At 58.0% G+C, this 12,697-nt stretch carries 13 protein-coding genes; 4 read left to right on the top strand and 9 right to left on the bottom strand.

Features of this window, described 5'->3' with window-relative positions; translation table 11 throughout:
* Positions 1–6 precede the first annotated feature (6 nt).
* The 6 genes from AC193Q_RS07025 to AC193Q_RS07050 form a co-directional block, all read right to left on the bottom strand.
* Positions 7–525 carry a hypothetical protein gene (locus AC193Q_RS07025; protein WP_483879342.1) on the bottom strand — a complete coding sequence of 173 codons (519 nt, stop codon included), beginning with the start codon at positions 523–525 and terminating at the stop codon, positions 7–9.
* The gene (locus tag AC193Q_RS07030) at positions 518–1,030 is read right to left on the bottom strand and encodes a CinA family protein (RefSeq protein WP_266200187.1); all 513 of its coding nucleotides are present in this window, start codon (positions 1,028–1,030) and stop codon (positions 518–520) included. Before AC193Q_RS07030 ends, AC193Q_RS07025 begins: the two co-directional genes overlap by 8 nt.
* A 79-nt stretch (positions 1,031–1,109) precedes the next feature.
* Positions 1,110–1,262, bottom strand: a complete 153-nt coding sequence (locus AC193Q_RS07035) for a hypothetical protein (protein ID WP_183082847.1) — start codon at positions 1,260–1,262, stop codon at positions 1,110–1,112.
* A 57-nt stretch (positions 1,263–1,319) separates the two neighbouring features.
* Complete coding sequence (locus tag AC193Q_RS07040; RefSeq protein ID WP_121185679.1) at positions 1,320–2,546, bottom strand: zinc-dependent alcohol dehydrogenase; 1,227 nt, start codon at positions 2,544–2,546, stop codon at positions 1,320–1,322.
* A gap of 98 nt (positions 2,547–2,644) precedes the next feature.
* A complete protein-coding gene (gene cydB / locus AC193Q_RS07045) occupies positions 2,645–3,646 on the bottom strand; it encodes a cytochrome d ubiquinol oxidase subunit II (protein WP_483879343.1) in 1,002 nt (333 codons plus the stop codon).
* A gap of 11 nt (positions 3,647–3,657) precedes the next feature.
* Positions 3,658–5,034 carry a cytochrome ubiquinol oxidase subunit I gene (locus tag AC193Q_RS07050; protein ID WP_483879344.1) on the bottom strand — a complete coding sequence of 459 codons (1,377 nt, stop codon included), beginning with the start codon at positions 5,032–5,034 and terminating at the stop codon, positions 3,658–3,660.
* Positions 5,035–5,657: 623 nt separating this feature from the next.
* Here AC193Q_RS07050 and AC193Q_RS07055 point away from each other — a divergent pair.
* The 3 genes from AC193Q_RS07055 (at position 5,658) to AC193Q_RS07065 (ending at position 7,933) form a co-directional block, all read left to right on the top strand.
* On the top strand, positions 5,658–6,074 hold the full coding sequence (locus tag AC193Q_RS07055; protein ID WP_483879345.1) for a histidine kinase dimerization/phospho-acceptor domain-containing protein: 417 nt from the start codon (positions 5,658–5,660) through the stop codon (positions 6,072–6,074).
* Between the two features lie 89 nt (positions 6,075–6,163).
* On the top strand, positions 6,164–6,529 hold the full coding sequence (locus tag AC193Q_RS07060; RefSeq protein WP_483879627.1) for a sensor histidine kinase: 366 nt from the start codon (positions 6,164–6,166) through the stop codon (positions 6,527–6,529).
* 243 nt (positions 6,530–6,772) lie between these two features.
* Positions 6,773–7,933: an IS30 family transposase gene (locus AC193Q_RS07065; RefSeq protein ID WP_096795984.1), complete on the top strand. Its 1,161-nt coding sequence runs from the start codon at positions 6,773–6,775 to the stop codon at positions 7,931–7,933.
* A 551-nt stretch (positions 7,934–8,484) separates the two neighbouring features.
* Here AC193Q_RS07065 and AC193Q_RS07070 read toward each other — a convergent pair.
* Positions 8,485–9,366 carry a LysR family transcriptional regulator gene (locus AC193Q_RS07070; RefSeq protein WP_483879346.1) on the bottom strand — a complete coding sequence of 294 codons (882 nt, stop codon included), beginning with the start codon at positions 9,364–9,366 and terminating at the stop codon, positions 8,485–8,487.
* 108 nt (positions 9,367–9,474) lie between these two features.
* Between AC193Q_RS07070 and AC193Q_RS07075 the strand changes: the two genes are divergently transcribed.
* Positions 9,475–10,476, top strand: a complete 1,002-nt coding sequence (locus tag AC193Q_RS07075) for a zinc-dependent alcohol dehydrogenase family protein (RefSeq protein ID WP_121185689.1) — start codon at positions 9,475–9,477, stop codon at positions 10,474–10,476.
* Between the two features lie 96 nt (positions 10,477–10,572).
* Here the strand turns inward: AC193Q_RS07075 and AC193Q_RS07080 are convergent, their stop codons facing one another.
* The gene (locus tag AC193Q_RS07080; RefSeq protein WP_483879347.1) at positions 10,573–11,193 is read right to left on the bottom strand and encodes a tyrosine-type recombinase/integrase; all 621 of its coding nucleotides are present in this window, start codon (positions 11,191–11,193) and stop codon (positions 10,573–10,575) included.
* Positions 11,194–11,561: 368 nt separating this feature from the next.
* Complete coding sequence (locus AC193Q_RS07085; RefSeq protein WP_483879348.1) at positions 11,562–12,554, bottom strand: TerC family protein; 993 nt, start codon at positions 12,552–12,554, stop codon at positions 11,562–11,564.
* Positions 12,555–12,697 lie beyond the last annotated feature (143 nt).

Below are 12,697 nucleotides of genomic sequence, written 5' to 3' on the forward strand. Positions count from 1 at the left end.
GGTCACCTACGGAAAAATGAATTGAGAAAGCGTGACGCCGGCGGAGCCTGGCGTACTGATGTGGCTGCGATACAAGCCCAGGCCGTCGCCGCGCAAGCTCAGGTAAAGACTCACCTGGCCTTGCTTGTCGGCCTGCAGCCAGAAGCGCACGCCATCGGCCGCACTGCGACTGCGCAGCGGTTCCGGTTGCAGAGTGTCGATGTTGAAGCCCTGCAGCAGATCACCGGCCAGCTCAAGCTCCACCGTCGCTTCCGGCGCCGCTGTGAGGCTGATGCGCATTGAGTTGGTCGAACCGTTACGGTGGAACATTTCATACTGCACCCGGACGTGGCCATCCTCGGAGCGTACGTCGCGGCTGCTGATCAGGCCTCTGGAAAACAGTCCCGCCATGGCCAGCACTATCAGCAACACCAAGGCATACCAGCCGCAGCGCTCGAAGCGCCAGACCTTGAGTTGATAGGGCATGTCTTCGCGAAACGGCACGTCCCGGCTGCGCAGATCAGGGTGGTCGCCATCGTCAGTCATCAACCGGACTCCTCGCCTCCTGCAGTGCCGCACGGTGAAATTGCTGTATACCCTGCAGCGCGTACTCCGTGGCCTGGTTTTGCACCTCACAGCGACTGCCGGAAAAACGCATTTGCCGAGAGTAGACAAACTGCCCGGCTGCGCATTGAAAGGCCCAGGCGAAGCACACCGTTCCGGCAGGGATACCGTCGACGTCCTCCGGGCCGAGAATGCCGGTGGTCGCCACCGCCACATTCGTCGTGCTGTCATGCAACGCTCCCACCACCATCTCGCGGGCGACCTCGACGCTGGTCAGGTTGAAGCGCTCGATGGTCTGCGGGTTGACGCGCAACAGGCGCTGTTTGGCCTGCGGCGAGTACACCACGTACCCACACTCAATGAATTCACCACTGCCTGGCACCTCGGACAATAACGTCACAATCATCCCCGCCGTACAGGACTCGGCGGTGGTCAGGAGCAGTGAATGTTCGCGCAGATAATCAACAGTCGCTTCAGCAATGGACATGACAGACTTCCAAAGACAGAACTGTCCGGTTGACCGTGGCGAGCGTATTTGAGTTTCGCTCGCTTATCCGCAAGCGTGATCACTTGTCCGACTCGGCCGCCTTGTCTTTCTGGATTTGCAGCGACGCCTTGCTTTTGTCGCCGTCCTTGTTCGGCGCATCATTGGAACCTTCGAAACAGCCCTGCAACAGCAGCACTGAACAAAGCCCCAGACAGACACAGATGGTTTTCATGATCTTCTCCCGCTCGATGATCCTGTGGCGAGGGGATCTCGCCACAGGTCTGCTTGCTTACACGGCCGGCACCAGCGGCGCCGTGCCATCCGCCTGGGCCAGCGGCACATCGCTGCGGCCCGGGGTCAGGATGACCTTGCGGCAGTCTTCCTGTTTTTTATCAAAGATCTTGTAGCCCTCGGCCGCCTGCTCGAGTGACAGCCGATGGCTGATGATCGCGTCCGGTTGCAGGCGCCCGGTTTCGATATACCCCAGCAGTTCGGGCAGATAGCGCTGCACATGGGTCTGGCCCATCTTGAAAATCAGCCCCTTGTCGAAAGCATCACCAAACAGGAAGCCGTGGATAAACCCGGTATACACCCCCGGCACACTGACCGTGCCACCACGGCGCACCGCTGCGATGCACTGACGCAACGCCTTGCCGCTGCTGCCTTCGAGCTTGAGCGTGGCCAGCACGGTTTCGGTAGTGCTGCCCTTGGCCTCGAAGCCCACCGCATCGATCACGCCATCCACCCCACGGTTGCCGGGCGTCTGGCTGATGATGGTATCCGCCGGGTCGTCGTCCTCATCGAAGTTGATTGGGATCACACCGTAGGTGCGCTGCGCATAGGCCAGTCGGTAGGCATGGTGATCGACCATGAAGATGCGCTCGACGCCAAGCATGCGCGCACACGCCGCGCTGAGCAGGCCGACCGGTCCGGCGCCGTAGATCGCCAGACTCGAACCTTCGCCGACGCCGGAATTGATCACCGCTTGCCACGCCGTTGGCAGAATGTCGGACAGGAACAAGACCTTCTCGTCTGCCAGCGTTCCCGGCACCTTGAACGGCCCAGTGTTGGCCTTCGGCACTCGCACCAGCTCGGCCTGACCGCCCGGAACCCCGCCGTACATCCGGCTGAAACCGAACAGCGCCGCCGGCGGTGGAATACGCTTTTTATTCATCGCCGCGCCCGGCCCGGCATTGGTGGTTTCACACGCTGCGTACAGCGCATGCTGACAGAAGAAACAGTCGCCGCAGGCAATCACAAACGGGATCACCACTCGATCGCCGCGTTGCACCGCGGTCACGGCCGAACCGGTTTCCTCGACAATGCCCATGAACTCATGGCCGAAGATGTCGCCGTGCTCGACCGTCGGGACCTTGCCCCGATACAGGTGCAGGTCCGAGCCGCAGATGGCCGTGGCGGTTACTCGCAGGATGATGTCATCGGGTGCTTCAAGGATCGGATCCGGCACGGTCTCGACTCTGACGTCGTGGGCGCCTTGGTAGGTCATAGCTCGCATGGTGGAATCCTCTGGCGATGGAAGAATTGAAGAACAGCCTCTTCAAGTTCCGAAGGACTCAGCCAGCGCGAGTTCACTCTGTTTTGCATATTTCTGGATCAGTGGGACGGCGGCACCCGGACTTTGCCACTGAACACCCGGAAGCCATAGGTGTTGTAAATCAGGGTGACCGGCACCAGCAGCGCGAACCCCACCAGTACGAATATCTGACTGTTGCGACTCGAGGTCGCCGCTTGCAAAGTCAGGTCGGGCGGAATGATCAACGGGAACAGCGCGACCAGCATCAAGCCGAACGCCAGAACAAAAACGCCAAGCGCGGCAAACAATGGCAGGCAGTCAAAGCGGCTGCGAAACCCTAGGAAAAAACCTGTCAGCAACGCGGCAGCGGCGAAGGCTGCCGGCAATCCGATCAAGGGCGAGATCAGGCGCTCGGCATATTGCGCATACAGCGTCGATGTCCACAGCAACAGCACAATCAGCAGCCCGACCGTGACCCACGCCAGCACCCGCGCCTGACGTGCCGAGCGCTGCTGCAGTTCATCGACGGTGCGCCAATACAGCCAGCAGGCACCCAGCCACGTATAACCGCACACCAACAGCAGACCGCAAAACAACGGGAACGGACCGAGCCATTCCCAATCAGTGCCGCTGTATTGCCCGCCAGCGTGCGGAACGCCCTGCACCAGCGTGCCGAGCACCACCCCCTGCGCCATGCCGGTCAGCAGCGAAGCGCAGAGCAGGCCGGCATCCACCAGACGTTTCATCCGTGCGCTCGCGGCGTGATCACGAAACTCCAAAACCATCGCGCGCAAGATCAACGCCAGAAACATCAGAATGAATGGCAGATACAGCGCCGGCAGCAGAATCGCGTAGGCCTGCGGAAACAATGCCAGCAACCCGCCTCCCCCGAGCACCAGCCAGGTTTCGTTGGCGTCCCAGATCGGCAGGATGCTCACGGCCATGGCGCGTCGGTGATCGCTGCGGCGAGTCAATCCCAACAGCACGCCGACCCCGAGGTCAGTGCCGTCGAGCAGCACGTAATTGATCACTGAGAACGCCAGGGCGCCGGCGCACAGCAGCGTGATCGCGTCAGTGTCCATGAGACTGTTCCTCAGGAGCGCCTGATTTCGTCGGGCAGGGTTGGCTGCGGACCGGGTTCGCCATGGCGCGGTGGCTCGCGCAACAGCCGCAGCAACACCCACAGCCCCACCGTGAAAATCACCAGATAGAAACCGAGGATCAGCCAGGTTGAGCCGAGCACCTGCGCCCGCGATACCGAGGACAGGCTGTCCTCGGTGCGCAGCAGCCCGTAAACGGTAAACGGCTGCCGGCCGACTTCGGTCACCACCCAGCCACTGAGCATCGCCAGAAACCCCGCCGGGGTCAGGAACGCGCTCGCCCATAACCAGCGCCGCGAAACATACAATCGCTGGCGCCAGCGCAGCACCAGACTGACCACCCCTTGCGCGAGCATCAGACATCCCAGCCCCACCATCAGTCTAAAGGCGAAGAACACCGGCGGCACCGGCGGAATGTCCTGCGGCGCAAATTCGTCGAGCGCGGCGATGGTGCTGCTCAGGTCGTGGCGCAGGTACAACGACCCGATACGCGGGATCGCCAGCTCCCAGTGATTGCGGTGCTCGTCCATGTCCGGCCAGGCGAAAATCCGCAGCGGCTCGCCAGCGCCTTGCACCGGGCGCGTCCACGAGCCTTCGATGGCGGCGACCTTTTGCGGCTGCAGCTGCAAGCTATGGCGGCCGTGCAGATCACCGACCACGATCTGCACCGGCGTCAACAGCGCGATCACCCACAACGCCATGGACAATTGCACCCGGGCCCGCGGGTTATGCGCAGCCTTGAGCAACTGCCAGGAGCTGACGCCAGCGACGAATGTCGCGGTGCCGAGAAGGGCCGCCAGCATCATGTGCGCCAGGCGATAGGGAAACGAAGGGTTAAAAATGATCGCCCACCAGTCCGCTGCGTGAAAGCGCCCGTTCGCGTCGAGGGCGTAGCCGGCAGGCGTTTGCATCCACGAATTGGCCGACAGGATCCAGAACGCGCTGATCAGCGAGCCGACCGCCACCGCGCAGGTGGCGAAGAAGTGCAGACGCGGGCCAACTTTCTTCATGCCGAACAGCATGATGCCGAGAAAACCGGCCTCGAGAAAAAACGCCGCAAGAATTTCGTAAAACATCAACGGCCCGATAATGTCCCCGGCCTGCGCCGAAAGCCGCGACCAGTTCAGCCCGAACTGGTACTCCAGAATCAGTCCGGAGGCCGTGCCGATCGCCACGGTCAAGGCAAAGACCTTGAGCCAGTAGCGGAAAATATCCAGATAGACCTCGCGCCCGCTCCTGAGCCACAAGCCTTCGAGTACCATCAGGAAATTCGCCAGACCAATGGTGAACGCCGCCAGCACAATGTGGAAACTGATAGTGATCGCAAACTGCATGCGCGCGGCCATGAGTGCGGTATCGGCGGTTTCCATAGCACTTGCACCTCGCTGGTCAGCCTTGCTGCACAATACCCGCCGAAGCACCTGCCAGAGCGTTCCGGTCGAAGATGTCGACCATTTATCAAGCACCGGAGCGCTTAATGCCGACCAGCCAAGAAGCAGAAAGGCTAAAAGATAACCTGTGGCGAGGGAGCTTGCTCACGCTGGACTGCGCAGCAGTCCCTGCTCTTGAGACAAAGAGAGGCCGCTTCGCGGCCAGCGGGAGCAGGCTCCCTCGCCACACGTACAGCGTTCACACTTAACTGACTGGCATCAGTCAGAGCGCTGTCTTTTCGAACCCTTCGTCAGGATCTAGCCTTAGACCCGGCTTCGCCCGACGCCAGACGCCTTCGCCTGATTCAAGGACAATGATGAGACGGCACGAGTTCATCCTGAGGCATATCGAACAGATTCTCTCTGCCTGGGAGCGCTTTGCCCGCTCCGTGGAAACCGCTCTGCCGCCTATGGATTCCAAGGGTTTGCGCGATCATTCGGAGCACATCCTGAGAACCGTCGCCGAGGATATGCAAAGCCCCCAGAGCGAGCGGTAGCAGATCGCCAAATCACTGGGCCATGGCCCCAATACGGAAGGCGATTCACCGGCCCAGACCCATGCAATGACGAGGTTTGTCGCGGGGTTTTCCATGGATCAGATGGTGTCGGAATATCGCGCGCTGCGCTCGAGTGTGCTCAGGTTGTGGCTGGCCCAACAGCGCGTGGATGACGAGCACGATGTGCAAGACATCATCCGCTTCAATGAAACAATAGACCAAGCGCTCGTGGAGTCGATTGCGAGATACGGTGAAGCCGTGGAGAGCACGCGCAAAACTGTTTTGGGCGTACTCGGTCATGACCTGCGATCACCGCTTGGGGCTTTATTGATGGCTAGTGACATGCTGCGTAAAAACGCCAATATGACTGACAGGGATCGGAGGCTGGCAGAGCAAATCAACGCGAGTGTAAGCAGAGCCAATCACATGGTCGGCTATTTGGTGGACTGGCTCGCTCCAATCTTGGCGCGGGCATACCAGTGAATCCAGAAGATACTGATCTATCGATTGTGTGCGCATCTGTTATAGAAGAATTACGCACCGCGTTCCCTCAGGCGAAGATAGTTTCGAATGTGAGTGAACGAGTACCGGGGCGGTATGACCCATCGCGCATCGAACAAGTATTCACTAATTTGATCAGTAATGCGGTCAGACATGGTGACTCGCTGCAGCCTATACATGTGACCTTGTCTCAAGATGACGATTGCTCAGTCTTCAGCGTCCAGAATCGCGGCGAACCTATACCTGCGGGTGTAATACCCAATCTTTTCGATCCCCAAGCCCGTTACTCAAGCTATGCAGCAACCGAAAAAGGATCGACTGCCGGCTTGGGGCTGTTCGTTGCGTCGGAGATCGGGACAGCCCACGGAGGAAAAATCGGAGTGGTTTCAACTCCTGAGCAGGGCATCATCTTTAGGGTTCAGCTCCCAATCATTTAGTGATCCATTTCACTCTCTCTAGCGGGAAGCTCGTCACCGTCTACACTCAAGTTTAACCCTCATGACCCCTTCACACCCGCCTCCCCTTGGCGGTTTTTTTTTCGCATATGACACCCAATAACGCTCATTCGTGTGGAAGCTATTAGTCGATAGCTGCCACGCACGAACGGCGGCTTTCGGCTTTGGATTCAATCGGTCGACCCAACACGACTAAATTCTGTGTAAGCAGAAGGAGTGTTGCAGATGAAGCAGAGACCTCGGATCTATTACACCGAAAGCCAGAAAAAACTGATGTGGGATCACTGGCAGAAAGGCGACTCTCTCCAGCACATCGCCCAACTATTTGATCGAAACCATTCATCGATACAGCGCATCTTGGCGGAAACAGGCGGTATCAGACCCGCTGTACGCCGCAGATCCAGATTGGCGCTGACGTTGGCTGAGCGTGAAGAGATTTCGCGTGCCGTGGTGGCAGGTAACTCGATCCGTTCCATGGCTGCGTTGCTAGGGCGAGCAGCCTCTACGATCAGCCGTGAGATCAGACGCAACGGTGGCCAAGGATGCTACCGGGCTAATCAAGCTGATCAGGCTGCCTGGGATCGCGCCCATCGACCCAAGGTCTGCAAACTTGTTGAGAACCGAACGGTGGCGCAAATTGTTGCAGACAAGCTTCAATTGCAGTGGTCACCGGAACAGATTGCCGGTTGGTTGAAGCGCACGTACCCGGACGATACGAGCTATCAGGTGTCACACGAGACGATCTATCGCACGCTCTTCATACAGGCTCGCGGGGCTCTGAAGAAGGAGTTGCTTGAGCATTTACGGCGCACGCGGGCCATGCGTCGCTCGCGTCATCACACGCAGAAAAAAGAAAATCACGGACGAATCACTGATGCTGTATCGATCCGTGAACGCCCGGCCGCGGCTAAGGATCGGGCGGTGCCAGGTCACTGGGAAGGCGACCTGCTGTGCGGTAGCAGGAACAGCCAAATTGCCACTCTTGTTGAGCGACATACCCGCTACGTAATGCTAGTGAAATTGGACGGTAAGGATAGCGAGACGGTCATCAGCGCCCTAATTGAAAACGCCCGTAACTTGCCCCAAGAACTCTACAAATCGCTGACCTGGGATCGCGGTAAAGAGATGGCTGACCATAAACGCTTTACGGTGGCTACCGACATCAAAGTCTACTTCTGCGATCCTCATCGTCCTTGGCAACGAGGATCAAATGAGAACACCAACGGGTTGTTAAGGCAGTACTTCCCGAAAGGAACCGACCTTGCGGAGCACTCGCAAGCCACGCTCAATGAAGTGGCAAGGCAGCTAAATAGCCGCCCTCGGAAAACGCTAGACTACGAAACACCGGCAGAACGATTTAGCCAATCTGTTGCGTCGACCGGTTGAATCCACAGCCAAAAGCGGACGTCGGCAGGCGACCGCTACCGGCCATGAGCTGCCATTGGTGCCCCGTAGCCTTGCCATTAGTAATAAGTTTAAGAACTGCTTTAGGCCGTAGAAGGCTGTCAGATCTCTGACCTACGGATAGGGCGGCTATCTTCGGAGCCGCTACCTATAGCGGCAAGCAGATCATTCCAAGGCTTAAGTTCATTATCTGCGCTAGGGCATTTAGGCATATGTGCAAAATTGGTAGCGCCATCTACTTCTGCTTGCCCAGCGCCGCAGGCCTTGCAAATAACCATTCCTTTGTTAAGACCCCATTTTTTACTCCATGAAACGAGCAGTTCGGAGGTAGACATCAAAGACACCGAAATATTTGTACAAAAATAAAATACTGTACAATTATTCTGATTCCTCCTCCTAAAATGTCAATCTGTAATCTACGTTTTCCCTTTGGCCGATCGCAGGGCACCGTAACAGGTGGCAATAAGCCCTTAGCGAACGCTCACAAACGACCGCTGCCGGCCAAAAGCGGACGGTGCATGACAAGACGTTTTCTACAGTAAATGCTCGCGGAGAAAATCAATGAACGCCATCGTCCGCGCTGAACGTCGTCGCTCACGACTGAGCACGGCGCTGACAGGCAGAGCACTGGCCTGATAATTGTCGAGCACGGTACGCACCTTGCCCTGCTCGACGTCAGATGTGAACAACCACTCTGGTGATAGGGAAATACCCAAGCCTGAGAGAACCATCTCACGGATGGCCTCGCTGCTGTTACTGGTGACGTTGCCCTTGATCGCTACATTGAACTCCTGCGCGATGTGCATGAAGTGCCAACTATCGTAATGCTCGAGCAAGGTGAAACCGATGCAATTGTGTCTTGTCAGCTCCTCGGGCACATCTGGCACGCCGCGTCGAGCCAGATAGCAGGGCGCGGCGTAGACCCGCCGCGGACTTGTGCCCAGCGGCACTGCCACCAATCCCTCGCTTTTAACCACGCCAATGCGAATCGCCAAGTCGATGTTTTCCTTGAGCAGGTCTTCATTGTGGTCACTCAGCCGTAGATCGATCCGGACATCGGGATGGCACTGCAGGAAAGTCCCTATCAACGGCGCGATGCATAGCCTCCCGTAGCTTACCGGTGCGGCGACGCGCAGAGGGCCGGCGATCTGCTCCTGACCGCTGGTGAAGTTGCGAGTGGCAGTTTCGAGGTGCCCGAGAATTTCCTGGCAATGGCTGTAAAAACGTTGCCCCTGATCGGTCAGGGCCAGATACCGGGTGCTGCGAGCGAACAATGGTCCACCCAGGTATTCCTCCAGCGCGCGCACCTGCTTGCTGACTGCTGGCTGGCCCATATTCAATTCGCGAGCCACCGCGGAAAAAGATCCGCGTTCCACGACGCGAACGAACGTGCGCATGCTGTCGAACAGGTCCATCGTCGTTTCGGCCTCTTCCTGGAATAAGTCATATGCCGATTTGGCTTCTTATCGGAATGATGAAAGCGCGGCAATCTGCAGGTGTCAACTCAATCAGAGGTATCCGTCATGAATCACACCATGCTCGCCGCTGTCGCGGAATCCGCTCAGGCTCCTCTGGCTGTCCGCCAATTCGTTCGCCCGGTCCCCGGCCAAGGCCAGGTACTGGTCAAGGTTCACGCCGCCGGGGTCAACCCGCTAGACACCAAAATCGCTGCCGGCGCAGGGGCTCATGCGCGCCAGCCCCTGCCAGCAGTGCTCGGCCTGGACCTCGCAGGTACGGTTGTCGAACTGGGCGGAGCCGTCGAGGGTTTCACCGTAGGCCAGGAAATCTTCGGCATGCCCGGCGGGATCGGCGGCGCCCAAGGCACCATAGCCGAGTACATTGCCGTGGATGCCCGGCTGATCGCTGCCAAACCACACACTCTGGGCATGCGTGAGGCGGCTGCATTGCCTTTGGTATTCATCACTGCATGGGAAGGTCTGGTCGACCACGCCAATGTTCGCGCCGGTCAGCGCGTGCTGATCCATGGCGGCGCCGGTGGCGTCGGCCAAATGGCCGTGCAACTGGCCAAGGCTCGCGGTGCCGACGTCTACGCCACCGGGTCGGCGGGTAGTCTCGACTTCATTCGTTCGCTCGGGGCTACGGCGATCGACTATCAGGCCCAGAGCGTCGAGGACTATATCGAGCACTACACGGCTGGTGAAGGGTTCGACATCGTCTACGACACCGTCGGCGGCAGCACACTGGATGCTTCATTCCATGCCGTGAAAGCTTATACCGGGTATGTGCTGAGCTGCCTGGGTTGGGGCCAGCACAGCCTAGCGCCGTTGTCGTTCAAAAGCGCAACGTATTCGGGCGTCTTCACCCTGACGCCGCTGCTCACCGGCAAAGGCCGCGAACACCACGGCGCCATTCTGCGCGAAGCCGCCGCATTGGCCAACGCCGGTCAACTGACGATTCGCGTGGATGAGCATCACTTTGCGCTGCCAGACGTCAACGAGGCATTTCGCCAGGTCGCCGAAGGCCGTGGCAAGGGCAAGACAATCATTCAGTTGGTGAGTGAATAGCCTTTGTGATCCCGGGTCCAATCAGCGAAAACGGCCAGGAGCCATCCGCTTCTGGCCGGATAATGACGGTCAGGGCTCGACCGTCGCTATGAATATTCAAACCTCGGTCTGTTCCGCCATCTCCAGGGCATCGTCGACTTCAATTCCCAGATATCGAACGGTGCTCTCCAGCTTCGTATGGCCAAGGAGCAGTTGAACCGCTCGTAGATTCTTCGTCCTGCGATAGATCAGCGATGCCTTCGTACGCCTCATTGTGTGAGTGCCATACATGGTTGGATCAAGGCCAACGGCTTCCACCCAGCCTTTGACGATACGTGCGTATTGACGTGATGATAGATGGTCTGAGGTATGCAGCTGACTCGGAAAAAGGCAGTCCTCGCTCCGGAGTTGCGCCTGGTGTATCCAGGCCGCGATAGCAAACCGTGTTTGTTTGGTGATCTCGAACTGCACTGGCCGCATCGTTTTTTGCTGCATCACTATGGGGCGTGGTGATACGTGCTCGCCGTGCGCGACGTCGCGCACACGAAGCTTGGTTGAGTCGCAGGCCCGAAACTTGCTGTCGATGGCCAGATCGAAGAGCGCAAGATCACGGGTACGTTCTGCAATTTGAAGCCTTAGCCGGATGGCCCAGATATCTCTCAGGCTGAGTGGAGCTTTCTGCCCGACCAGTTTTCCTTTGTTCCAAGGCTGGCGGCTGTAGGTAGCGAAGGTGTTCATGATTAGTCCTCCACGTGTCGAAGGACAAGGATGACTGACCAGAGGAAGGGGCGCTAACCGGCTAAAAGCAGGCAGTCGGATGCATTTAGGAAATCAGGGACGATTCAGTGATAAGGTATCGAAAGCCCTCGTTTGTTGCACTGCTCTTTTGATGGCAGTTGCCCTAATATCTGTGTTCTACCGCGTAGAACTCCTCAACCCACCTATGGTCACTCAAGATAGGCCGCTCGATAACTAAATCAGTCAGGTTGCTTGAGCCAAGGCGTAGCCATGGGGCAATTACAACCCTCCCAACAGGCAGAAATCGCCAAACCCAGCGCTTACGCCGGGTTGGCGAATTTCGTTTAGCGGCCAACTTCTGCCTGGGTTCAAACCTGCGGGCCAGCGGAGTTCTTGCCGCGGGTTTTCCACAGCGAAAGCAGCACACCGCCAAGCAGCAAAGTCACCGTCACGCTCAAAGACAGGACTGCAGGAATCTTGCCGATGATGCCGACCATGAAGATCTTGCCACCGATAAACACCAGTACCAGCGCCAGGGCGTACTTGAGATAGGCGAAGCGGTGGATCATTGCCGCCAGAGCGAAATACAGCGCACGTAGGCCGAGGATGGCGAAAATGTTAGAGGTGTAGACAATGAACGGGTCCTGGGTGATGGCAAAGATCGCCGGAACGCTGTCCACTGCGAATACCAGGTCGGCACACTCGATCAGCACCAAGGCCAGGAACAACGGCGTCGCCCAGACCACGGACTTGCCCTTGGCATCGGTCTGGCGAACGAAGAAGTGTCCTTCATGCAAGCGGTCGGTCACCCGCATGTGTTTGCGCAGGAACTTCACCAGCAGGTTCTCGCTAAGGTCCGGGTTGGCATCGATCTTGCTGAACAGCATCTTTACCCCGGTCAAAAGCAAGAAGATGCCGAACACGTAGAGTATCCAACTGAACTCGGCAATCAGCGCTGCACCCAGGCCAATCATGATAGCGCGCAGCACTATTACACCGAGAATGCCCCAGAACAGTACCTCGTGCTGGTACTTGCGCGGAATTGAGAGAAAGCTGAAGATCATCGCCATCAGGAAGACGTTGTCCATCGACAACGATTTCTCGATCAGAAAGCCGGTGTAGAAATCCATCCCGGCATCACCGCCCTTGACCTGCCAGACCCAGTGGCCGAACAGCAAGCCGGCGGCAATATAGCCCACAGACAGCAGCAGGCTTTCACGGACGCCGATCTCTCGATGCTCACGGTGCAGCACCCCAAGATCGAAGATCAAAAGGCCCAAAACGATGCTGACAAAAACGAGCCACAACCAAGTGGCGGTGCCGAGAAACTCGGCAAAAAAGAACGGTTCCAGGGCAGTCATGAGCCCACTCCTCTAGTGTCGAAGTTGTACGAACTGCAACTCCGACATGGCAGCTATTCGCTGTCAGAGGGGCCCGGCGTTGTGAGTAAAAATTTAGAGAGCCACATGTGTTTTCTCAATCGTTCAAGAGTTGCAAGTTATTT

This window comes from Pseudomonas sp. F2 (assembly GCF_057174385.1).

What these genes read in the sequence shown, in the direction of transcription:
- AC193Q_RS07025 (WP_483879342.1), bottom strand. Translation starts at nt 525, where the DNA reads ATGACTGACGATGGCGACCACCCTGATCTGCGCAGCCGGGACGTGCCG.
- AC193Q_RS07030 (WP_266200187.1), bottom strand. Translation starts at nt 1,030, where the DNA reads ATGTCCATTGCTGAAGCGACTGTTGATTATCTGCGCGAACATTCACTG.
- AC193Q_RS07035 (WP_183082847.1), bottom strand. Translation starts at nt 1,262, where the DNA reads ATGAAAACCATCTGTGTCTGTCTGGGGCTTTGTTCAGTGCTGCTGTTG.
- AC193Q_RS07040 (WP_121185679.1), bottom strand. Translation starts at nt 2,546, where the DNA reads ATGCGAGCTATGACCTACCAAGGCGCCCACGACGTCAGAGTCGAGACC.
- cydB (WP_483879343.1), bottom strand. Translation starts at nt 3,646, where the DNA reads ATGGACACTGACGCGATCACGCTGCTGTGCGCCGGCGCCCTGGCGTTC.
- AC193Q_RS07050 (WP_483879344.1), bottom strand. Translation starts at nt 5,034, where the DNA reads ATGGAAACCGCCGATACCGCACTCATGGCCGCGCGCATGCAGTTTGCG.
- AC193Q_RS07055 (WP_483879345.1), top strand. Translation starts at nt 5,658, where the DNA reads ATGACGAGGTTTGTCGCGGGGTTTTCCATGGATCAGATGGTGTCGGAA.
- AC193Q_RS07065 (WP_096795984.1), top strand. Translation starts at nt 6,773, where the DNA reads ATGAAGCAGAGACCTCGGATCTATTACACCGAAAGCCAGAAAAAACTG.
- AC193Q_RS07070 (WP_483879346.1), bottom strand. Translation starts at nt 9,366, where the DNA reads ATGGACCTGTTCGACAGCATGCGCACGTTCGTTCGCGTCGTGGAACGC.
- AC193Q_RS07075 (WP_121185689.1), top strand. Translation starts at nt 9,475, where the DNA reads ATGAATCACACCATGCTCGCCGCTGTCGCGGAATCCGCTCAGGCTCCT.
- AC193Q_RS07080 (WP_483879347.1), bottom strand. Translation starts at nt 11,193, where the DNA reads ATGAACACCTTCGCTACCTACAGCCGCCAGCCTTGGAACAAAGGAAAA.
- AC193Q_RS07085 (WP_483879348.1), bottom strand. Translation starts at nt 12,554, where the DNA reads ATGACTGCCCTGGAACCGTTCTTTTTTGCCGAGTTTCTCGGCACCGCC.